The 22,541-nt window shown below is 61.4% G+C and carries 19 protein-coding genes; 8 read left to right on the top strand and 11 right to left on the bottom strand.

Annotated elements, in window-relative coordinates; genetic code table 11:
- Positions 1-167 precede the first annotated feature (167 nt).
- The gene (gene urtA, locus BLU52_RS01445) at positions 168-1,433 is read right to left on the bottom strand and encodes an urea ABC transporter substrate-binding protein (RefSeq protein ID WP_090280971.1); all 1,266 of its coding nucleotides are present in this window, start codon (positions 1,431-1,433) and stop codon (positions 168-170) included.
- Positions 1,434-1,739: 306 nt separating this feature from the next.
- On the opposite strand from urtA, the gene BLU52_RS01450 reads away from it, so the two are divergent.
- A complete protein-coding gene (locus BLU52_RS01450) occupies positions 1,740-6,533 on the top strand; it encodes a DUF4329 domain-containing protein (RefSeq protein WP_167359881.1) in 4,794 nt (1,597 codons plus the stop codon).
- Between the two features lie 40 nt (positions 6,534-6,573).
- Here BLU52_RS01450 and BLU52_RS01455 read toward each other — a convergent pair whose 3' ends face one another.
- The 10 genes from BLU52_RS01455 to cbiE form a co-directional block, all read right to left on the bottom strand.
- On the bottom strand, positions 6,574-7,947 hold the full coding sequence (locus BLU52_RS01455; protein WP_090280980.1) for a PepSY-associated TM helix domain-containing protein: 1,374 nt from the start codon (positions 7,945-7,947) through the stop codon (positions 6,574-6,576).
- Between the two features lie 127 nt (positions 7,948-8,074).
- Positions 8,075-10,195, bottom strand: a complete 2,121-nt coding sequence (locus tag BLU52_RS01460) for a TonB-dependent copper receptor (protein WP_090280982.1) — start codon at positions 10,193-10,195, stop codon at positions 8,075-8,077.
- Positions 10,196-10,279: 84 nt separating this feature from the next.
- Positions 10,280-10,726, bottom strand: a complete 447-nt coding sequence (locus BLU52_RS01465) for a DUF2946 domain-containing protein (RefSeq protein ID WP_090280985.1) — start codon at positions 10,724-10,726, stop codon at positions 10,280-10,282.
- Positions 10,727-10,747: 21 nt separating this feature from the next.
- Positions 10,748-11,227, bottom strand: coding sequence for a copper chaperone PCu(A)C (locus BLU52_RS01470; protein ID WP_090280988.1), 480 nt, complete (start codon positions 11,225-11,227; stop codon positions 10,748-10,750).
- A gap of 47 nt (positions 11,228-11,274) precedes the next feature.
- Complete coding sequence (locus BLU52_RS01475; protein ID WP_090280991.1) at positions 11,275-11,673, bottom strand: DUF2946 domain-containing protein; 399 nt, start codon at positions 11,671-11,673, stop codon at positions 11,275-11,277.
- A gap of 109 nt (positions 11,674-11,782) precedes the next feature.
- The gene (locus tag BLU52_RS01480; RefSeq protein ID WP_090280995.1) at positions 11,783-12,106 is read right to left on the bottom strand and encodes a helix-turn-helix domain-containing transcriptional regulator; all 324 of its coding nucleotides are present in this window, start codon (positions 12,104-12,106) and stop codon (positions 11,783-11,785) included.
- 4 nt (positions 12,107-12,110) lie between these two features.
- On the bottom strand, positions 12,111-12,446 hold the full coding sequence (locus BLU52_RS01485; protein ID WP_090280998.1) for a type II toxin-antitoxin system RelE/ParE family toxin: 336 nt from the start codon (positions 12,444-12,446) through the stop codon (positions 12,111-12,113).
- A 56-nt stretch (positions 12,447-12,502) separates the two neighbouring features.
- Positions 12,503-13,228, bottom strand: coding sequence for a cobalt-precorrin-6A reductase (locus BLU52_RS01490; RefSeq protein WP_090281003.1), 726 nt, complete (start codon positions 13,226-13,228; stop codon positions 12,503-12,505).
- Complete coding sequence (locus BLU52_RS01495; protein WP_090281005.1) at positions 13,225-14,322, bottom strand: cobalt-precorrin-5B (C(1))-methyltransferase; 1,098 nt, start codon at positions 14,320-14,322, stop codon at positions 13,225-13,227. Before BLU52_RS01495 ends, BLU52_RS01490 begins: the two co-directional genes overlap by 4 nt.
- A complete protein-coding gene (gene cbiE / locus BLU52_RS01500) occupies positions 14,315-15,526 on the bottom strand; it encodes a precorrin-6y C5,15-methyltransferase (decarboxylating) subunit CbiE (RefSeq protein ID WP_090281008.1) in 1,212 nt (403 codons plus the stop codon). Before cbiE ends, BLU52_RS01495 begins: the two co-directional genes overlap by 8 nt.
- A 197-nt stretch (positions 15,527-15,723) precedes the next feature.
- Here cbiE and BLU52_RS26590 point away from each other — a divergent pair, with 197 nt between their 5' ends.
- From BLU52_RS26590 to cobJ, 7 genes are all read left to right on the top strand, one after another.
- Positions 15,724-16,380, top strand: coding sequence for a hypothetical protein (locus BLU52_RS26590; RefSeq protein ID WP_157720668.1), 657 nt, complete (start codon positions 15,724-15,726; stop codon positions 16,378-16,380).
- Positions 16,381-16,509: 129 nt separating this feature from the next.
- On the top strand, positions 16,510-17,328 hold the full coding sequence (locus BLU52_RS01510; protein ID WP_090281014.1) for a hypothetical protein: 819 nt from the start codon (positions 16,510-16,512) through the stop codon (positions 17,326-17,328).
- A gap of 50 nt (positions 17,329-17,378) precedes the next feature.
- The gene (locus BLU52_RS01515) at positions 17,379-18,035 is read left to right on the top strand and encodes a hypothetical protein (protein WP_090281017.1); all 657 of its coding nucleotides are present in this window, start codon (positions 17,379-17,381) and stop codon (positions 18,033-18,035) included.
- Between the two features lie 70 nt (positions 18,036-18,105).
- On the top strand, positions 18,106-19,488 hold the full coding sequence (cobG, locus tag BLU52_RS01520; protein WP_090281020.1) for a precorrin-3B synthase: 1,383 nt from the start codon (positions 18,106-18,108) through the stop codon (positions 19,486-19,488).
- Positions 19,481-20,107 (top strand): precorrin-8X methylmutase, encoded by a 627-nt coding sequence (locus BLU52_RS01525; protein WP_090281023.1) that lies wholly within the window; start codon positions 19,481-19,483, stop codon positions 20,105-20,107. Before cobG ends, BLU52_RS01525 begins: the two co-directional genes overlap by 8 nt.
- Positions 20,104-20,838 (top strand): precorrin-2 C(20)-methyltransferase, encoded by a 735-nt coding sequence (locus BLU52_RS01530; RefSeq protein WP_408003545.1) that lies wholly within the window; start codon positions 20,104-20,106, stop codon positions 20,836-20,838. Before BLU52_RS01525 ends, BLU52_RS01530 begins: the two co-directional genes overlap by 4 nt.
- The gene (gene cobJ, locus BLU52_RS01535; protein WP_090281026.1) at positions 20,838-22,538 is read left to right on the top strand and encodes a precorrin-3B C(17)-methyltransferase; all 1,701 of its coding nucleotides are present in this window, start codon (positions 20,838-20,840) and stop codon (positions 22,536-22,538) included. The genes BLU52_RS01530 and cobJ overlap by 1 nt, the downstream gene beginning before the upstream one ends.
- The last annotated feature ends 3 nt before the right edge of the window (positions 22,539-22,541 follow it).

A 22,541-nucleotide genomic window follows, 5' to 3' on the forward strand; every position in this document is an offset into this window, starting at 1 on the left:
GGAGAGGGGACTGACCGAGGTGTCTGGACGATGTGCTGCGACTTGCGAATTCGAGCCGAACTCAGGCTTTGAAAAACATGAAGATCGGCTCCCTTTCCCCCTCTCCCTGAGGGAGAGGGCTGGGGTGAGGGGGGAATCTCAAGCTCACCCCGACCTCTGAATCCGCCTCAGTTGCTCTTCACCGCATAATCGGGCTTCTTGTCGTTGCCCTGAATGAACGGGCTCCACGGTTGGGCGCGCACCGGGCCTTCGGTTTGCCATACGACGTTGAACTGACCGTCGCTCTGGATCTCGCCGATCATCACCGGTTTGTGCAGGTGGTGGTTGGTCTTGTCCATGGTCAGGGTGTAACCGGACGGCGCGGCGAAGGTCTGGCCGGCGAGGGCTTCGCGGACCTTGTCGACGTCGGTGGATTTGGCTTTTTCGACGGCCTGCGCCCACATATGGATGCCGACATAAGTCGCTTCCATCGGATCGTTGGTCACCGCTTTGTCGGCGCCCGGCAGGTTGTGTTTCTTCGCGTAGGCTTTCCAGTCTGCGACGAACTTCTGGTTCACCGGGTTCTCGACGGATTCAAAGTAGTTCCACGCCGCGAGGTTGCCCACCAGCGGCTTGGTGTCGATGCCGCGCAGCTCTTCTTCACCGACCGAGAACGCGACAACCGGCACGTCGGTGGCCTTCAGACCCTGGTTGGCCAGCTCTTTATAGAACGGCACGTTGGAGTCGCCATTGACTGTCGAAATGACCGCTGTCTTGCCGCCGGCCGAGAACTTTTTGATGTTGGCAACAATGGTCTGGTAATCGCTGTGACCGAACGGCGTGTAGACCTCTTCGATGTCCTTGTCAGCCACGCCTTTGGAGTGCAGGAACGCGCGCAAAATCTTGTTGGTGGTGCGCGGGTAAACGTAGTCGGTGCCGAGCAGGAAATAGCGCTTGGCGCTGCCGCCTTCTTCGCTCATCAGGTATTCCACCGCCGGGATCGCCTGCTGGTTCGGCGCCGCGCCGGTGTAGAACACGTTCGGCGACATCTCTTCGCCTTCGTATTGCACCGGATAGAACAGCAGACCGTTGAGTTCTTCGAACACCGGCAGCACCGATTTGCGCGACACCGAAGTCCAGCAGCCGAACACCACAGCGACCTTGTCCTGGGTCAGCAGTTGCCGGCCCTTTTCAGCGAACAGCGGCCAGTTGGACGCCGGGTCGACCACCACCGGCTCGAGCATCTTGCCGTTCACACCGCCCTTGGCGTTGATCTCATCGATGGTCATCAGGGCCATGTCCTTGAGCGATGTTTCGGAGATCGCCATGGTCCCGGACAACGAATGCAGAATCCCGACCTTGATGGTCTCGGCGGCCTGGACAGTCCAGGTCATGCCCATCGCGGCAATGGATGCCGTGAGTGTGAAAGCCTTGATCAAACTGCGACGCTTCATTGTGCGATCTCCATGAACATTGAGTTTTTATGGTTGGCAGATGCGGACGACTGAAGGGTGTTTTGCAAGGGCTGTGCCTGGTCGGGTTTCGGTAAGAAAATGTCGTATCGACGTGGTTTGCCGAAGAAACCATGCACCAGAAGGGGAAGGCATTCGGGCGATGGTGCGCGCGGGTGCGCCAGATTGGGGCGTGAGCTGCCGATCAGATGCGGATACATAAGCGATAAACATGCACCGCAGCGCGCGCGGTACTCAGGCACACACTCCTGCGATCGATATCCCGATTTTTCTTCGCAGGATTTTTATATGAGTGACATGTCAGGGCACGCCGTTGTGCCCTCTGGAAAATCCGGGCTGCCGCCGCTGAGCCCAGCCTTTTTGTCAGAAGACGATGCGGCCTATTGGGTACATGCGCGTATTCCGCTCAAGGCAAAAACGGAGTACGGCAGCGTGATCCTGCTGCGCCCGGACGGGAAGTTCGTTGCCAGTTCACCGGTGCCCGGCGGCCTCACCGGGTTCGACCTGAGTAACCTCATTGATGCCGATGTCATGGGTAATCCCCAGCCACCCTCGGGCTATCGCTTCGCGGCGAGCATCCACAGCCATGTTGCACGCCACAAGGAGTTTGGCTCGGCGTATCCCGCGCTGGACGAGCCGAGCCTGCGGCTATTGGTCAATTTTTTCTCGGCCAGCGATTTCATGGCCGTTGCAGACAGGCGCAAGTGGTTTCGCAGCGCCTATCTGTCCGGGCCCGACGGGACATTGCTCAAGTACACCCCCAGCGGTTCACCGGCGGAGCGCGAGTACTACCACTGGCACGAAGCAGGCGCACGACCGGGGCACGAACCCTGGACGCATGACGCGTTGAGCATCATCCAGAAACTGGCGGCGCTCGGCGAGCTGAGGGTCATCGTGTCGAATGCTGACTGGGGCCACTCGGTGGGCGTCGTACCGGCGGACTGGCAGCGCGGGCAGGGTTTTTCATCAGGCAAGGTGACCGAACTGCCGCTGATGACCCGTGTGTGCCCCACTGCCGAACGTGCCGTGCTTGCCGCACTGAAATCCCGAGGTGCACAGACTGCCGGGCTGCTGCTGAAGAAACTGACCGGTAAACAATACGTCGCCACCCATGCCCGCTCAGACGGTATGTCAGGGTGGGATGCGCAAAAGATTTTTCCGCTGTGTGCCGACGGCCAGCTGCAATTGCCGCGGGGCTACGCACTGGAAGGCTTCTACGGCGTCTCGCGCCCGGACCCTGCGCGATTCCCGCCGGCGCAGCCGTGGCTCTATGAGAACTTTTTCACGCCGCAGGATATCGCTGTGGCCATCGCTGCCAATGGTCGCAGCCAACGCTGGTCCGGCAAACGGCAATTGTCGCTGTACATGCAGACCCGCGACCAGGCGATGTTGCAATACGCTTTCAGCGCCAGTGCAATTGAAACGGCGCTGAGCGTCGAGCATGCCGACGGCACTGTCGCCGACAATGGCGTGCAGGCAAGGTTGATGGCCGGCACCCTGCGCCCGCGCGAGTTTGTCTCGATGCTGGTATTGGCCGGCACGCTGAACGTGGTGCGCGGCAGTGCCTTGTGGGCGCAACTGGGGCCTGTGAGCCTGAATTGGCAGCCGTTCGCGAATTTTCACTGGCCGGTGTTGAGCCGGGACTTTCTCAGCGCCGATGACGCGGCCCGGTACGCCCATGAGCAAATCGGCATCCGTCGTGACCGGCAGTACGCCGGGTATGTGTTCCAGCGCAACGACAAACGCTTCGTCGTAACCGAGCCGCTGGAAGGCGACATCGATACGCTCAGCCAGGGGCGGCTCTATCCGGTTGACAACCTCGGCCGGACGATTTTCCCCGACGAGCATCAGTTGCACGCCCGCTATGTTTCTCATGTGGCGCTGTCGCGGCTGGACCCGGTGCATGTCGAGTATCACCGGTGGACGCCGCAGGAGGCGTTGCTCAGCCTGCAAATGCTGAGCGCCGAAGAACTGCGTCAGGTATTACAGGACGGGATCGCTCTGTATTGCTCGGGCGCGCGCGACAGTCTGATCCGCTTTACGCCTTCTGCGAGCGCAGCAGCCAAGGATCTAGCCATCCGCCTCGGCACTGCTCAACAACCCGGAACACTGGCGCGCGAACTGGACGCCGGTAGCGTGCGACCGCTGGCGTTTGTCCGCGAGCAAGCGGTGGCTGGCGCGTTGATCAGCCTGATCGATGATGTAACGTGGGGCTATCGTGGGCGCATCGCAGCGGACTGGAGCCTGCCGGTATTACCCGCCTCAACGTCCAGCGAACGACCTGCACCAGCACCGGTTGCGCCCGTACCGACCTTGCCTGCACCGACCGTCCCCACGCCGACATTAGCCCGGCCGTTCTTGCCATTGCCGCTGCCATTGCCGTGGCGACGTCCGGCATTCGTCGCCTACGGCGCACTCTTTGCTTCTGCGGACGAAGCTGCACACCGTCAGTACGCTCGCGACACACGCTTGCAGGACGACAAACGCGCATGGTTCGGCTTCATTCTCAAGCACAGCACGCGCGAGGAATTTATCGCCACCGAACTGATCCCGGTCAGCGAGCGGCGCGACAATCTGTTCGATCTGAGTAGCGTTTTCGCCTCGCTGCCCCGCGAGCCCTGGTATCGATATCCCGAAGGCTTCGATCTGTTTGGCAGCTTCTATTCTCATCAACGGGTAAAAGATCCGTCCGAGCGTCCCGTAGACTGGCTGGCGCATTACTTCATCACGCCCGAAGATTTGACCGTTGCGATGTCTTGTTCGCCGGGGAGTCCGGGGGGCGGCGCGGATTTGCCCGCCGCCTTGTATATCGCCAGCCGCGAAGGCGCGCTGCTGAAATACCGGCGCAGCCAAACCAGCAAACTGTTTCACGATCAAACCTCGCAAACCACACTTGACAATATCAAGCGCGACCTCGCTTCTACCGCGATGTTGCCGACGGATTTCGTTCATGAGGTGGCCAGTAGCGGCGAACTGTCGGTGCTGCGCACGAGCCTGTGCTGGGATCGACCAGGCCTTGTCAAAGCGACCTGGCAACCCTACGCCAATCTTGAGCGCCGCTGGCTGAGCCCGGCGTTCCAAAGCGCTGACGACGCAGCGGTGTATGCCCGGGGCCAGTTGCCGGGCGCTGCCGACAAGACCTGGGGCGGCTTGATCCTGCACCGAGCGGACGGACTGTACGTGGCCACGCTACCGGTCGAAGTGTCACGCGAAGATTTTGACAGCACCGAGATCCTGCCAGAAGAGGGCCGCGGCGCTGGCGTGTTTCCTTCCGGCTGCAGGATTTCGGCGCGTTATCGATCGCGCGTCGTGCGTGAGTTGTCGGTGGCATTTTCAGCGGTGGAGAAAGAGATCTACCTGAACATGCTGTCGGTCGACACCGTTTATTCGGCGTTCACCCGCCGCTTGAAAAACTGGGATGAATACCTGTTCGCACCGGATGGAGCGTTGATCCGTTATCAGGCCGGTGTGTGGGAGAGATTGCGAGCTGATCTGCTGGCGGCTTTGTCGGATAACCAGAGGGTGCCTGCCACTCTCGACGCCGATCTGATCAAACAACGCATACACAGCGGTGAGCTGAAACCGATTGCCTGGATCGATTCCCTTGCCAGAATCGGCTATTTGTACGTTGTGATCGGCAGCGAAGTCTGGGGCTCGCCCCGCGCGGTGCACCGGTGGGTACCTTATACCGGGGATCTGGAACCCCAGGCGGATTACATCAAGGCCGTGAGTGATCCACCCTGTGGCCCGGTCTTCATTCAAGCCGATGCCGCCGCCCGGTATGTGCATGAAGCGCTGGTCAGTCGCGACACGCTGACATTCGGGGCCATCCTGTACGCCCGAGAGGGCGTGTACCTCGCCACGTTGCCGCTGACTGCGCAACGTTCCGAGCTGGCACTGGATCGGATTTTTGTACGAGGCCAATGGCTGCGCGGCTATGCGTGGCAAGCGCTGTATCTGCGTGCGCCGCTGCCTCCGGTCGGCGTGCGCGCCAATGATGTACGCCACTCCTTTTTTACTCCCGACGACATCCAGCAGGCCTGCAGGCGCGCCACCACGCCCCAGGGGTACAAACCGATCTATTTTTCCTGCGCCGACGGCGCGTTGTTGAGGCTGCAACTGCATGCTTTCGAGCCCGGCGAGTTTTTTGACCGGTTCGGTCAGGTCGAATTGCGCGCCAACTCGTTTCTGTCGCGCGAGCAGGCGGCGATCGACGAGCGAGCCATGGCCCGAGGCCGGTTCGGTTTTACCGAGTATGTTCGGCGCATGGCGCGGGCCGGACGGCTGGAGGTCATTGCAACCAGTGACTGCTGGTCGCGTCATGGGCAGGTGGATGAAGACTGGCAGCCGCGTCTCGCCGACACGCCCCACGAACAACGCTGGCTGGAACATCCAGTGCCAGCCCTGGGACCGATCTTCCATCACCCCGACGATGCTGCACGTTACGCTCACCAGCGCGTCGACAGCGAAACGCTCGGCCAGATCGGCTACGAGGGGGCGGTCCTGGCGCGGTCGACGAGCCAACGCTTTGTGCCGCTCGAACCGATTGCCGGGTTCGCCCATGGCGATAGCCTTCGTGCGCAGCTGTTCCGCACGACCTCCGACAGCCAATCGCGCCTTCCACCGCTGCGCCTTTTCGATGGTTACGCCTGTGTCGCCAGCCACCAGTTCAATCGGTCGCAGAACACCACGCCGACCATGGACATCGAGCAGATCGGGGCTCATTTTCCGACACCTGATCGCCTGCACGCGCACACTCATGACCTGAAAAACCGCGGGCTGGACATTGAGCGTTATTACTACTCCACACCCGGGCATGCGCTGCTTGAATACGTTCCTGATTATTCAGCCGATGAAAGCGCGCTGTTGTTGTCGGCGCATTCGCTGGTATTCAGGGGCGGGCGCTGGCTCAGCCGGCTGAGTCCTGCTGAGTTTGTCGCTCAACTCAGGCAACTGGGGGAATTGCGCGTGCTGGTCGCCGGCGACTATTGGCGCCAGACAGGACGCCTGCGCGGCAGTTGGAAAACCCGCCGGCAGCAATCACCACTTGCCGGGACATTGCGCCTCAGAGACGAGTTGTAAAGCGCGGGCGCGGGCAGTGCGGCTGCCCGCGCCCAAGCGTTCACGGCGCCATATCTGCCGTGCGCTGGCCCAACCGTGCCAGTAACAGCCTGTCGAGCACCCACACCACCACCAGCGATGCCCCCACCAGCGGGAATATCACCGCCAGCGCCAGCATGATCGCCACGCCGGTTTTCCATTTCGGCAGATCATGGCGCAGCGGCGGGACACCGAACCTGCCTTCGGGCCGACGTTTCCACCAGATCACCACGCCGCTGACGGCGCTGAGCAGGATCATCAGGCAGATCAGCAGCACGACGATCTGATTGAAGGTGCCGAACATCTTGCCTTCGTGGAGCATCACGCCGATTTCTGTGGCGCGGGCCACTGTGCCGTACTGCTCGAAACGCACATCGGCGAGGACCTTGCCGGTGTACTGATCGACATGCAGAGTGGCGTCGTTGCGTGGGTCATCGGCGAAAACGGCGATGGTGAATACGCCGGTGGCGGTAGTCGGCAGGGTGATGCTGTAGCCCGGTTCGACTTTGCGCTCGGTGGCAATGTTCTGTACGGCTTGCAGGCTGACGGCCGGTGCGGCAGGCCCGGCATGGGCACCCGCATGCGCCATGTGCTCGGCATGATCGCCGGACATCGGCATCGGCGTGTTTTCCATCGCCCATGGCACGGTCTGGCGCGTGACGCTGTTGAGGCTGCGCGCTTCAACGTCGGAGGTCGGCACGTTGTTCCACATCGCGGCCGGGAACACGTTCCATACCGCCGCATATTGTTTGCCCCAGAAACCGGTCCAGGTCATGCCGCTGAGCAGCATCACCAGCAACAATGTTGCGCCCCAGAACCCGGTGACAGCGTGCAGATCACGCCACAGCACGCGACCGCGGGCGTTCAGCCGCGGCCACAAAATGCCCGCCGCCTGACCCCGCGGCCACCACAGGAACAGCCCCGACACCACCAACACCACGCCCCAGCCAGCGGCCATTTCGATCAGCCGGTCACCGACGGTGCCGATCATCAATTCGCCGTGGAGGGCGCGGGCAATGGCTTGCAGATTCTGCCTGGCATCCTGCTCGCCGAGAACGTCGCCGTGGTACGGATCGACGAACACGTTGAGTTCGTGGCCGGCGTTGTTGACCACGAACTGTGCGCTGCGCTCGGCGTTCAGCGGTGGCAAGTACTGAGTCACCTGGCCTTGCGGATAGGCGTTTTTTACCCGTTGCAGCAGGTCATCGGCCGGCACCGTGTGATGACCGGCGGGGACGTTGAGCAGGCTGCTGTACATCAGCGAGTCGAGTTGCGGTTTGAACAGATAAATGATGCCGGTCAGCGCCAGCATCACCATGAACGGGGCGACGAACAGACCGGCGTAAAAATGCCAACGCCAGGCCAGGTTGTAGAAATTCGGTTGGGGCTGTTTCATCAGGTTTGCTCCGCTTGGCTTGGATCTTCTGGTTGTCTTTGGCGGTTGCTGTGCAACCGATCGCCAGCAGGCTGGTTCCCACAGGATTGGTGTTGAACCTGTGGGAGCCAGCCTGCTGGCGCTGCTGTCAGAAACTCATATCGACTTTGGTCCAGAGCGTGCGCCCCGGTTCATTAATGGCTTGCGGATCGTTGGCCGGGTAGCCGAATCCGGCATTGCCCGCCAGGTTCAGGTGTTCGGCGTACGCCTTGCCGAAAAGGTTGTCGACGCCGCTGCTGACCTTCCAGTGCTTGTTGATCCGATAGGCACCGTTGAGTGAAAACACGCCGAAACCTGCGCTCTGGTCGTAATCCTTGCCGACCACGTTGCCCTTGTTCTGATCGATACGGTGTTGCGCGCTCACAACCCGCCACAGCGCACCGGCGCTCCAGTCGTCCTCGCTGTAGGTCAGGCCGAAACGCGCATCCAGCGGCGGCATTTGCGGCAGCGCCGTGCCGTCACTGCTGTTCTTGCCCCAGGCGTAGGCGAGGGTCGCATCGGCTTTCCAGTGGTCGGTGAGCCTGTAGGCCGCGCCGACTTCGCCGCCCATGATTCGCGCGTCTATGTTCTCGGCGCGCGAGGTGCTCATGCCCATCTTCGCCGGGGTGTAATCGAAGAGGATGTAATCGCGCACCACGCCGACGTAACCGGACGCCCAGGCCTCGAGGTCGGCGCCTTTGTAGTTCAGGCCGAAGTCGAACTGGGTGGTCTTTTCCGGTTTGATCGCATCAAATGCATTGACCGAACCCACCGGGCCGCGGCTTGCGGAAAACAGTTCCCAGTAATCCGGGAAACGCTGGGCATGGCCCAACCCGGCGTAAATCGTGGTCGGGCTGTCGGCGAGGTCATGCTCGTAGCGTACGAAACCGCTGGGCAGGGTGTCGGCGCGCGTATCGTCGGCGGTCGGGTTGGGCCGCGACAGCATTCCCGAGCCGATAGTTTGCCGGTAATCCCTGGCCGAGGCGCGGTCGAGCCGGGCGCCGCTGACCAGCCGATCACGCTCGGCGGCGTACCAGGTCATTTCGCTGAACACGCCATAGTTATGGAAATCAGCGTCCTTGCTGTACGGCAGGTCCTTGTAAGTGTCGATGCCCATCGCACTGCGCTGGCGGTGTTCGTTGGTCTGCGCATCGAGGCCGGTGATCAGCTGAATATCGGCCCAGCGCCAGGTCGCCTTGATCCGCGCGCCGAGGGTGCGGCGGTCGACATTCGACGCCATCGGCCCCGCCATCATGCCGGTACCGGACGGGGTGCGCAGGGTGTAGTTGTCCATAACATGGTCGGCGTAGTTGTAATAGACCTGCGCTTCGAACTTCTCCAACACGTCAGTAATGTTTGATTTCTCGAAGCGCAGGCCGAGGCTTTCCCGCAGAAATTGCGCACCGTCCATCCCGCGTCCGGCATAACGCGCTTCGCCATCGCCCTTGCCGGCGGTGAGCTCGATCAAGGTGTCGGCGTCCGGGGTCCAGCCGAGTGCGATATCGCCGTTCCACTTGTCATAGCGCGAGGCGACTATGTCGTTGTTGCCGTCGCGATAGTCGTCGGAATGCGCGGTATTGCCGATCACCCGCACGTAACCCAACGGGCCGCCAGCAGCGGCGTCGATGACCTTGTCGAAGCGCCCGTGGGAGCCGGCCAGAATGCTTGCGTTCAGCCGCGTGCCGAGCTCGCCGAAGGTTTCCGGTTCACGCTCGAACAACACCGTGCCGGCCGAGGCGCCCGGGCCCCAAAGTACGGTTTGCGGACCTTTGATCACCGTGAGCTGATCGTAGGTTTCCGGAGATATGTACGAGGTTGGCGCGTCCATCCGGCCGGGGCAGGCGCCGAGCATCATGCTGCCATTGGTGAGGATGTTCAGGCGCGAGCCGAACATGCCGCGCAGCACCGGATCACCGTTGGTGCCGCCATTGCGCACCAGGGCAAAACCGGGAATGGTTTTCAGGTAATCGCCACCGTCGCTGGCCGGCACCGGTTGGCGCGGGTCCTTGGGGTTGGTGACGATAGTCAGCGGCGAACTGGGTGCGATCGCGGTAATCACCGTCGGGCTCAGTTCTTCGTTGTGGCGGGCGTGTTCATCGGCCAGTACCAGCGGGGCCAGCAGGACGCCGCAAAGCACGGCGATGGCATGCCTGAAACGAATCGATGATTCGTGCAAAGCGAAAGACGCCGGGGCAGCACCCGGGCGCGAAACAGCAACAAACCTGGACATGACAATTTCCATCGAACAGTCGTAAACGACACGGCCGGCAGCCTGAAGCTGTCTTCTCAACCGTGTGCAATCAAAGGTGCGTGTTTACGTGGCGATGGGCGGGGCGCGGGTGCGGGCGCCGGGAAAGAAGGGGTGCCGGGCGTGGCCCAGGCGTGGCGAGGGCGGGGTGAAGGTGTTCAGCGGCGGGACGTTGAACGCGATGAAGTCGCCGCTGCCGGTCAGCGCCGGGCAATTGAACAGCAGGCTGCAGTAGCCGCATTTTTCCCACAGCACATGATGCGAGGATTGTGGCGGGCAGTGTTCGGCAGCCGGTTGCGTGTCATGGCGGCTGTGATCCATGCCGGGCATGTCCATCGACATGCCCATGCTCATCGGCATCGAGGTCGAGGCGTGCTGATCCATCGGCATCGACTGAGAGACCAGTGGGCCGATGAAGATCATCAACATGGCGAACAGGGCGATCCAGCTGCCGCGGGTCAGGTGTTCAGTCTGACGGCGTTGCCGGGTGGGCCTGCTGCTTGTCGAGCGCATGGGCGAGGTGTGCCGGATGGCTTACTGAGCGTGCGCGTGCGTTTGCGTGGTTTCCGGCGGTTTTTTCTGCACGGCGACTTCGACGGTGACGTCGCCAGCCTTTTCGAAATGCAGCGTCATCGGGAAGCGTTTGCCATCGCTGAGCAGGCTGCGATCGCTCGGGTTGAGCAGCATGACGTGGTAGGCCATCGGCGCGAAGGTCACGTTGCCACCCGCCGGAATCGCCACGCTCGGCACCTGCTGCATCTTCATCAGATCGCCCTGCATGACGTGTTCGTGCAGTTGCGCGTCCGGAGCAATCGGCGAGTCGACGCCGAGCAGGCGATCGTCGGTCTTGCCGGCGTTGTGAATGATGAAATAGGCGGCGACCGTTGGCGCATTCGGCGGCAGTTCCTGCGACCACGGATGCGCGATTTCCAGCGCGCCGGCCTTGTATTCGTGGGCATGGGCAAAGCACGCCGGCAACAGCAGCGCAGCGACGACGATGAGTTTGTTCAACATGGCAGTTCTCCAGAACGATTTGAAACGCGGGTTATTGCGCGAACAAATCAGACCAGAGGTGAGGCACGGGGATTAAGGCTCGGCCATTGCTGGCGCGGTGTTGGTGTTTGCAGTGAGGCGGGCGGGACGCTGCGATTGCTCTCAAAGCGGGCGAAATACAACTGCGGCGAATGCCCTGGCAGCGCGACCAAGGGCGCCGAGCCGGAGCAACACCAGCAATGCTGCATGTTCGAATGGGTGTCGTTGAGCGGCGATTGCTGATCGGTAGCGCCGATATCGATAGCGACCATCTTCGTGCCGCTGCCGGTGCAGAAACTGCTCCAGAGCAATTGTTCGGCCGGTGAACTGGCCGCTTGCGCCATCGCCCCGCTCATTGGCATGGCGAGCATGTTGAACAGCACTGCAAAGCAGGCGATCCAGGCAATTGCTAGCCGGCGTCGGTTCATGGGACAGATCCGTTGGAGTGGGCGATCAGGCGCGGGCTATTTAGCCTGATCAGGGCCGATAAGTAAAAAAGCGTCGTGCGGTTTGGTGTCGCAGTGCGCTGCTGGTTGCTCAGTTCACTGGCACAGCATGAACTTGCATATCTACACCTAGCGTAGCTCGGATCACCGAGAATATTTTGGCCAGATTATCCATGCTCGGATTGCCTTTGGCTGAGAGCATCCGATGTAAGCTTTTGCTGGGCCGCTCGGTTTCCCTTGCCAGTTCTTCAAAGCCAACCGTGGCGTTAATGAGGTCGCGCAGAATAATTCTGGCAATCTCTGGCTCGCCATTCAGAAATGAAGTCGCGGCTTCGTCCAGCAATGCTTGAGCAAACTCCGGATCACGCTGGGCGCGTTCCGCTATGGAATGTTTGTAGCTTCGAGTGAGAACCATCAAATTACCTCCGGTTCTGTTCAGCTTTTTTTCGAGTACGGAATTCGGCTATCAACGCCTTTACCCGTTTGATGTCCTTCTTTTGAGTAGATTTGTCGCCTCCACCGAAAAGAATAATCAGTCTTTTTCCTTCTTGTATCAGATAGATTCTGTAACCGGGTCCCCAATTTATTTTGTATTCACCCAGGCCATCAAACCATTTGATATTTGACGTATTGCCCAATTCCAGCCTGACCATCGCATGAGAGACCCTAGCTGCGGCCTGGACACTCAAAGTGGAAATCCACCGGTTAAACGGGCTTGATTCGTCTTCTTGTAGATATTCTTCGAGTATGATCACGGCTGGCCCTGAAGGTAACAAATAGGTTACTTATCATGCAAGCTGTGGATCTTGCCTCACGAGAGGAGCGTCGCCAACACGGCAAGTGTTTCTTGAAGCGACAGAAACTCCCGATCAACCCCCGGCAACCCCGGCCGCTTCAACACCAACACCGGCACCCCACGCTCGCGCGCGACTTCCAGCTTCGGCTCGGTCGCGTTGCTGCCGCTGTTCTTGCTGATCAACACATCGATCTGCCGCCGTTCGAACAGTGCGCGCTCATCCTCCAACAGAAACGGCCCACGGGCGCCAATCACTTCGCAGCGTTCGTTGCCGGGGTAAACGTCGAGGGCGCGCAGGGTCCAGAACTGGTCGGCGGGGATTTCATCGAGGTGCTGCAGTGGTTCACGGCCAAGGGTGAACAGCGGTCGGCGAAACGGTTTGAGCGCAGCGATCAACTCGGCCCAGTCGCTGACTTCGCGCCAGTCATCACCGGGCTGTGGCTGCCACGCCGGACGACGCAAGGCCCAGCAGGGGATGTCGCTCAGTCGCGCGGCGGTCGCAGCGTTCTGGCTGATCTGTGCGGCATAGGGATGCGTGGCGTCGAGCAGCAGATCGATGCCTTGGTCATGAATGAATTGCGCCAGACCTTCAGCGCCACCGTAACCACCGACACGCACCTGACAGGTCAGATCTGTCGGCACCCGGCCCACACCGGCGAGGCTGTAGATATGTTGCGGCCCCAGCGTGCGGGCAATCGCCAGCGCTTCAGTCACGCCGCCCAGCAGCAGAATCCGCTTCATGCAAAACCTCCGGCATGCCCGACAACGCCGCCCTGACGATCGATCGCAAACACCTCGACCTGCACCTGCGCGGGGACGACGCTGCGCGCAAAGTTCAGCGCATGCCGGCACACCTCATCACCAAGTGCGACCCCAGCTGCAGCCGCCATGGCCAGCGCCTGCTGACTGGTATTGGCCGTGCAGATGCCTTGCTGCAACGCGGCATCTGCGCCGATTGCCGCCGCCCAGTCGGCCAGTTGCGGCAGATCGATGCTCGAATGCCGTGAATGCAGGTCCATGTGCCCGGCCGCCAGTTTGCTGATCTTGCCGAAACCGCCACACAGGCTGAGTTTGTCCACGGGCACTTTGCGCAAGTGCTTGAGCACCGCACCGACGAAGTCGCCCATTTCGATCAGGGCGATTTCCGGCAGGTCGTAAACCCGGCGCATGGTGTCTTCGCTGGCGTTGCCGGTGCAGGCAGCGATGTGCAGGTATCCGTTGGTTGTTGCCACGTCGATGCCCTGATGAATCGAAGCGATGTAGGCCGCGCAGGAAAACGGTCGGACGATGCCGCTGGTGCCGAGGATCGACAGTCCGCCGAGAATGCCCAAGCGTGGATTCATGGTTTTCAGCGCCAGTTCTGCGCCGCCTTCGACATTCACCGTGACTTCGAATCCCCCGCCGTAGCCGGTCTCCGCCGCGAGCAGGCTCAGGTGGTCACTGATCATTTTACGCGGCACCGGGTTGATCGCCGGTTCGCCCACCGCCAGCACCAGACCCGGGCGGGTCACGGTGCCGACGCCAGCACCGGCGATGAAGCGCACGCCCGGCTCGGCCAGCAGCCGCACCTGCGAATAAAGCAGTGCGCCGTGGGTCACGTCGGGATCGTCGCCGGCGTCCTTGATCGTGCCGGCTTCGGCGCCGCGCGCATTCAGTCGGCAGAACTCCAGACGCATCTGCACCTCTTTGCCTTTGGGCAGGACAATCTGCACCGCATCGGCCGAGGTGCCGCTGAGTAGCAGGCGCGCGGCGGCGAGGCTGGTGGCGGTGGCGCAGCTGCCGGTGGTCAGGCCGCTGCGCAGGGGCGCGGGTTGTTCGGCGGTTTCGTCACGCATCGAGGGGTTTGACCAGGTCGAGCAGGGTGATCGGCAAGGCTTGACGCCAGGTATCGAAGTCGCCCAGCGGCTGGGCCTGTGCGACATGAATGCGCGTCAGCTCGCCGCCGTAGCGCTCGCGCCAGTTCATCAATCTCAGTTCGCTTTGCAGCGTCACCGCGTTGGCGACCAGACGGCCACCGGGTTTGAGCTGTTGCCAGCAGGTTTCGAACACACCTTCACGGGTCACGCCGCCACCGATGAAAACCGCGTCCGGGCGCTCCAGTCCGTCCAGGGCCTGCGGTGCCTTGCCGCGAATCAGTTGCAGGCCCGGGATCCCCAGCGCATCGCGATTGCGTTCGATCAGTTGCTGGCGACCAGCATCGGCTTCGATAGCCAGCGCTCGGCAGCTCGGGTGCGCGCGCATCCATTCAATGCCGATCGAGCCGCTGCCGGCGCCGACGTCCCAGAGCAGTTCACCGGGCGTTGGCGCGAGGCGGGCGAGGGTGACTGCGCGTACGTCGCGTTTGGTCAGTTGACCGTCATGTTCGAATGCCGAATCAGGCAGCCCGGCCAGACGCGACAAGCCCCGCGCACCGGCATCCGCCAGGCACTCGAGGGCGATGACATTGAGATCGGCTATCGGCGCATCGATCCAGGCGCTGGCCATCGCGTCGACGCGCCGCTCGGCGTCGCCGCCCAGATGCTCGAACACGCTCATGCGACTGGCGCCGAAACCCCGCTCGCGCAACAACTGCGCGACCGCCGCCGGGCTCTGGCCGTCGTTGCTCAGCAACAACAGACGCACGCCACCGGACAGATGCGCATTCAGTGCCGCCAATGGTCGGGCCACCAGCGACAACGTCACCACGTCCTGCAACGGCCAGCCGAGGCGCGCGGCCGCCAGCGAACAGGATGACGGTGCCGGCAGAATCAGCATCTCGTCGCTCGCCACCTGCCGCGCCAGACTGGCACCGACGCCGTAGAACATCGGGTCACCGCTGGCCAGCACGCAGACTGCTTCACCACGACGTTCCAGCACGGGCGCGAGGGAAAACGGGCTCGGCCATAATTGCCGCTCGCCTCCAATGCAAACCGGTAGCAGATCCAGCTGGCGCTGGCCGCCGACGATCCGCGAGGCGCCCATCAGGGCACGCCGGGCATGTTTGCCCAGGCCCTTGAAGCCGTCTTCACCGATTCCCACAACCGTCAGCCAAGGGCTCATTCGATCCTCATTTATGCACAGTATTACCGGCCGACATGATAACGCGATGGCTGTGCACTGACTGCATTCTCTTTGCCAGTCGATAGAAATCAAATGTATCGGTTGTTTTTAGAAACTTCGTTTTCTTGTTGTTAGTTTGCTGAAGCGCCTACGAACAACGTCAGGCAGATATAACAACCTGGTCAATGAGGTTTTCCGTGAGTGAAATTAATAAGGTTTTGTCCGATGAAAGTAATAGTGTGGTACAGGATGGCAATCTTTTATCTTTTTTTTCTGAAGTGAGCAGGGAAGATAAACGCTTCATAAAAAACAGCATGCGCTGGGCAGAGCATAATGCAGACCTGCGCTTCAATAGAAAGCTGGAATCCGCCAAGTGGTTTGAATTTTATTCGGGCCATCTCTGGTCGGTGGGTTGGGGGCTGGAGCATGAGCCGGTTATTGTCTCTGACAAACGCTTCTCCGGCGATGTTGTCGAGATCTGGGCGAATTCACTTTCCAAGCTATTGAGTCGAGAAAAAGTAAGAGCCATGAAGGCATCATTTCAGTTGCTGGAATTCGACCCGGCGGCTATCGACGTGTTTACCAGCAGTACACGCAAGTTTGGTGATTTCCGGTTTTCTCCGGCGCAGTACAACCGTTACACGGAACTGGAGATAGTGATCAGCAACGTACGTTTGCTGAGTTCCGAGTGGGCCTCGACCTATCTGTTCTGGAATCTGCAGCACAACGGCTCGCAACTGGACATCCAGTCCAGACGTTTCGTCATCAACCGAGCGCAGATCGACAAGTACCGAGACCGTCTGAATGCCGCAGTAGCCGAACTGCGAGTGACGGAGTTTGAATTGGCAGGTTGATACGTTAGTTGCGTGATATCTGCGCCATGGAAACAAGTTGAATGAAGTGTGGTTTGATTGTTCTGTGCTTGGCAGGTAGTTTTATTTTGCGCCATAGGGGTGCGTTGGAATTTAAAAGGGATATAAGTAATGAATATGGAAGTCGAACACGTAATGTGCGCCGCAGAGCGTATTTCCTTGATTGAAGAATGCAATGCGTTTATCGCCGCGCAGCCTGTGCGGAGTGCGCGAACCGCTCGTGCGGGTATTGCACTGCCGATCGATAAGGACGAACTTAATGCGGCCATCATGGGTACCGGTATCGCCGGTTTTGATGCAAGCATGTCCAAGCGCAGTAAGCGGATCGTCAAGAATACTTACATGTATGCCGATCTCGCAGCGTTGTTCAAGTATCCGGCGGCCTCGCAAAGAGAGCAGCGCTACAATGAGTTCATGCGTCTTATGAAACTGGCGGGCTGGTTCGCGTTCAGCCAGCCCTATAACCGCTATCAGGCCGAGTCGCAGAAAGTGACCATGGACAATATTGCACTGTCGATTATTCACGGCGCGGTGGGTGCTGCTGTCGGCCAGGGGCAGGCAGCCCTGAAAGTGCTGTCGACCGTTGCGGACTCGACCATGGCGGCGCTCAAGAATGAGCCGGAAGCGCTGGCACTGTTCGAAAAAAACTCGAAGAAAGCCGAAGGCGGCAACTTCTGCATGACCAGCGCCCTGCAGGATGCCGAGGGCGGGATTACCATGGCGGTCGCGGCGGTACAGTATTTCGCCAAGGCTCAGCAGACCAAAGTGCTGTTCGTGGAGTGGGCACCCACCAGTGTCGAGGTGTACAACGGCGCGGCCACCATGGAAATGGATGAAGAGGACTATCTGGTAGCCGAGCCCCTGATCGTCAAGGCGCTGACTGCCATGCGCGAGAAAGCGTTGAGCATCGAATTTGGCACCAAAGCCTGATTTCGCTTAAGGCCAGAGGTGAAAACCTCTGGCTTTTCAGGAGTGGCCAAATGAGCACCGGACTTGGTTGTAATGCATTCGTTTGCGCTGGAACGTTGGTTCTGGTGGCAAACGAGTTGCCAGATGCACAGAAGACTGACGTCCTGAATGCGCTGCTTTACGCGCAAACAGTGGCCGACCGCAAGGTAGCAAACATTTCAGCTATCGCTTCGTGGAATCAGGCCAGAAACAGGGCGATGAGCGTGACCGGGGCACTGCTGCTGGGAGAACCGGAGATACATTTTCCAGTGCCCGCGCCGGCCAGTTTCACCTTGCTGGCATTGGCGCAGCAGGCCATGCACCGTGTGAATCCGGATATGGCAGTGATTGCCGATGGCTGGCTTCAGGGGTTGCGACTGGAGCAGACACCTGCTGCGCTCCAAGTGCTCGAAAAGCATGTCGTGAAAGAGGAGAAGTGGGTCCGGTTCTTGCTCACGCTCGTCTCTGCGCAAGGTGGCATCAGCACGGTGGTCATCTGCTTTCAGGCAGCCGACCTCAGGGAGGCGTCGGTTATTCAGCGCCGTTTCAGTGCTGAAGACTTGATCGGAAACATGTCTATTAGCGCAAGCAAGGCGTTGCTGGAGTCGGAAGACTATGATTTTTCGCGGGCGGCGATACTTTCGTTATTGGGAGAAAGGTGTCTTGAACAAATCGTTGGCTTGACCTGAGCCGCTGTCACTCGAGCCTTCAGCCTGTGCATCTGCCCGTCCCTGTTGCGTTCCGACGGGCAGACTTTTCATGCCGGCGGACAAAGCAGGCATAATACTGCGCCTTCGCTTGCGAAGCGCCTATGCCACGCAACCGGTCAGCCCCTTGAACGAACGTCCGACATCCACCGCTGTACGCCCCTCGGCCTGTCCGGGGTTGTTGCGTATCGTCCAGGCGCTGGATGGCGGGATCTGCCGAATCAAACTCAATGGCGGTTCGATCAGTGTCGATCAGGCCGACGCCGTGGCAGACGCCGCCGAACGCTTTGCCAGCGGTGTGATCGAGGCGACCAATCGCGCCAATCTGCAGATCCGCGGAATCGGCGCGCAGTCGGTGGCATTGATCGACAGCCTGCTCGCCGTCGGTCTCGGTCCACGCACGCCAGTCGGCGACGACGTGCGCAATCTGATGCTCAGTCCCGCCGCCGGGATCGATCGGCAGATGCGCTTCGACACCCGCGCCCTTGCCGAGAGCATCCTCGACACCCTGCAAAGCCATTCGCGGTTCCATGAGTTGAGCGCCAAATTCGCCGTGCAACTGGACGGCGGCGAAGCGCTGGCGATGCTCGAGCACGCCCATGACCTGTGGTTGTCGGCGTTTGAGCACGGCGGCGAAACCCGGCTGGCCTTCGGCCTGGCCGGCTGCCCGACGGATCGTGCCCTGGGTGCGGTAGCGGTGGAAAACGGCCACGCATTGGTGGTGGCGGTGCTGGAACTGTTTCTCGAGCTGGCGCGTCCCGAGCAAACGCGTATGCGCCATGTGCTGGAAGAACTTCCCGTGCTGGCGTTCCTTGAGCAGTTGAGAAGCCGCGTGCCGGTCAACGCCATCAGTGGCTGGAAGCGCCAACCTGCGCAGGACGATCTGCACATCGGCGTGCATGCGCAAAGCATTGCCGGACGGGTTTATGTCGGTGCGGTACCGCCACTGGGGCGGCTCAATCCGATGATGCTGCGCGGTGCCGCGCAACTGGCCCGCCAGTTCGGCGACGGCAGCCTGCGCTTGACGCCATGGCAGACTCTGCTGCTGCCGAATGTCATGGCGGCGGATGCCGGCGAGGTGCTGCGTCGATTGCAGACATTGGGTCTGTTGACCGAGGCCTCTGAGCCGCTGGCGCGGATGATTGCCTGCACCGGTGCCAGCGGTTGCGGCAAAGGCCTGGCCGACACCAAGGGCGACGCCCGACAACTGGCGACGCTACTGCCCACAGCGGTCGATGTACATCTGAGCGGCTGCATGCGTTCCTGCGCGGCGGCACACTGTGCCCCGGCGACGCTGCTGGCCGTCAGTCCCGGTCATTACGATCTCTATTTTCGCGATGCAGCGCTGCGGGATTTCGGCGCGCTGCACGCCTGCAACCTTACTATTGAAGCGGCCGCGACCTTGCTCGCCGCCCGGAGCCCCCTTGATGCTTGATTACATCCGCGACGGTCAGGAGATTTATCGCAACTCCTTCGCGATCATTCGCCGCGAGGCCAATCTGGCGCGCATCCCGGCCGACCTGGAAAAACTCGCGGTGCGAGTGATCCACGCCTGCGGCATGGTCGAAGCCGTCGACGGTCTGCAGTTTTCCGAAGGTGCCGGCAAGGCCGGGCGCGATGCGCTGGCCGCCGGCGCGCCGATCCTGTGTGATGCGCGGATGGTCTCCGAAGGCGTGACCCGTGCGCGCCTGCCGGCCAACAATGACGTGATCTGCACCTTGCGTGACGACAGCGTGGCTGATCTGGCTCGCGAAATGGGCAACACCCGTTCTGCCGCGGCGCTGGAGCTGTGGCGTCCGCACCTTGAGGGCAGCGTAGTGGTGATCGGCAATGCGCCGACTGCGCTGTTCTATCTGCTGGAAATGCTCGACGCCGGTGCTCCGAAACCGGCGCTGATTCTCGGCTTTCCGGTGGGCTTCGTCGGCGCGGCCGAATCAAAAGCCGCACTCGCCGCCGACAGTCGTGGCGTGCCGTTCGTGATCATGCAGGGCCGCCTCGGCGGCAGCGCCATGGCTGCCGCCGCGGTCAACGCGCTCGCCACGGAGGTGGAATGATGCAGGCCAAGGGACGTTTGATCGGCTTGGGTGTCGGCCCCGGTGATCCGGAACTGATTACCGTCAAAGCCCTGCGCCTGCTGCGCGAATCGCCGGTGGTGGCGTACTTCGTCGCCAAGGGCAAAAAGGGCAATGCGTTCGGCATCATCGAAGCGCATCTGGTCGAAGCGCAGAACCTGCTGCCGCTGGTGTACCCGGTGACCACCGAAGCGCTGCCGGCGCCGCTGTCCTACGAGCAGGTGATCAGCGATTTCTACGACGAAGCGGCCGTGGCGGTCGCCGAGCATCTGGATGCCGGGCGCGATGTGGCAGTGATCTGCGAGGGTGATCCGTTCTTCTACGGCTCCTACATGTATCTGCATGATCGCCTCGCCGCTCGTTACGAGGCCGAAGTGGTGCCGGGTGTGTGCTCGATGCTCGGCGGTGCTTCGGTGCTCGGGGCGCCGCTGGTTTACCGCAATCAGAGCCTGTCGGTGCTCTCCGGCGTGTTGCCCCATGAAGAATTGAAGCGACGTCTGGCCGATGCCGACGCGGCGGTAATCATGAAGCTGGGGCGCAACTTTCCCAAGGTGCGTCAGGTGCTCGAAGAACTGGGTCTGGCCGAGCGCGCGCTGTATGTCGAGCGGGCAACCATGGCGAACCAGAAGATCGTGCCGATGGATCAGGTCGAGCCGATGTCCTCGCCATACTTCTCCCTGATCATCGTGCCCGGCGAACGGTGGCAAGGCTGATGACGCAGATCACCCCCGCCATCGTCATTCTCGGCCAAGGCAGTCTGGCCACCGCACGGCGCATTCAGCAGGTGTACCCGGCGTCGCAGATTCACGGTCTCGCCGGGCGCGTCGAAGGTGCTGACTTCGTCTATCAGGAATTCGGCGCGACCCTGCGCGCGCTGTATCAGCAGGCCACGCCGATCATTGCCCTGTGTGCGGCCGGGATTGTCATTCGTACGCTGGCGCCGCTGTTGCTGGAAAAGGGCGCTGAGCCGCCCGTACTTGCAGTCGCCGAGGATGGCAGCGCGGTAGTGCCGTTGCTGGGCGGCCTCGGCGGGGTCAACGTCATGGCACGCGACATCGCTGCCGGATTGCAGGTGGCAGCAGCGATCACTACCAGTGGCGAGTTGCGCTTTGGTACCTGCCTGCTCAATCCACCGAGCGGTTATGCACTGGGCGATCTGGAATCGGGCAAGCGCTTTGTCTCCGACCTGCTCGCCGGCCACCGCGTGCGCGTCGAAGGCGTGGCGCCGTGGCTGGATCAGGCGCAGTTGCCGCAGGACCCACAGGCGCAACGCACGATTCATGTCGGCAGTGCCGAGCGTCCAGCGAGCGCCGATGAATTACTGATTTACCCGCGCAGCGTCGCAGTGGCGGTGCGTGCAGAGACAGCCGACCTGGCGCATGCCGTGCGCAGCGCGTTGCAACAGGCGAGCGTCGCCGTGCAATCGCTGGCGTGCCTGTTGGCGGCTGACAGTGAGATGGCATCGGCAACCTTGCGCGAAGCGGCGCTGGAGTTGGGCGTGCCGTTGCGCCTTGTCGCGACTGCAACTGATGTGCAGGCAATCGCGCTGGCTGCCGTACCGCAAGCGCAGCTTCATCTTGTGCAGAATCTGGCCATTGCAGTGGCCGCCGAGCCGCTGGACATCCAGCACATCGGCCGCCCTCGCGGTCGTCTCGCGGTGATCGGCCTCGGTCCCGGTGCTGCCGAATTGATGGTGCCGGCGGTGAAGGCCGAACTGGCCCGCGCCACCGACGTGCTCGGCTACGAAACCTACGTGCGCATGGCTGGCCCCTTCCGCGACGATCAGGTGCAGCATTGCACCGACAACCGCGAAGAGATGCAGCGCGCCCGTCACGCCTTCCGCCTCGCTGCCGAAGGGCGTTCGGTGATCGTCGTGTCCTCGGGTGATCCCGGTGTGTTCGCCATGGCCGCGGCCGTGCTCGAAGCGTTGCACGAATCGAGCGACCCGGCGTGGCACAGCGTCGATCTGGAAATTCTGCCCGGCGTCTCCGCTTCGCTGGCCACCGCCGCGCAGGCCGGCGCGCCGCTGGGGCATGACTTCTGCGTGATGTCGCTGTCGGACAACCTCAAGCCGTGGTCGATCATCGAAAAACGTCTGGACCTCGCTGCGCAAGCGGATCTGGCCTTGGCGTTCTACAACCCGATTTCCCGTGCGCGACCGTGGCAATTGGGCCGGGCGCTGGAAATCGTTGCACAGCACCGCACCCCGGAAACGCCGATCGTGCTGGGGCGCGATATCGGCCGTCCGGGCCAGACCTTGCGAACCACTAGCCTCGGCGCGCTGACTGCGGATCAGGTCGACATGCGCACGATGGTGCTGATCGGCTCCTCCACCACCTGCACGTTCCCCCGCGCCAGCGGTGGTGAATGGGTTTACACACCGCGTTGGTACGGCGAAAAGCCGCTTGCCTGAATT

The organism is Pseudomonas granadensis (assembly GCF_900105485.1).
GTDB lineage: Bacteria > Pseudomonadota > Gammaproteobacteria > Pseudomonadales > Pseudomonadaceae > Aquipseudomonas > Aquipseudomonas granadensis.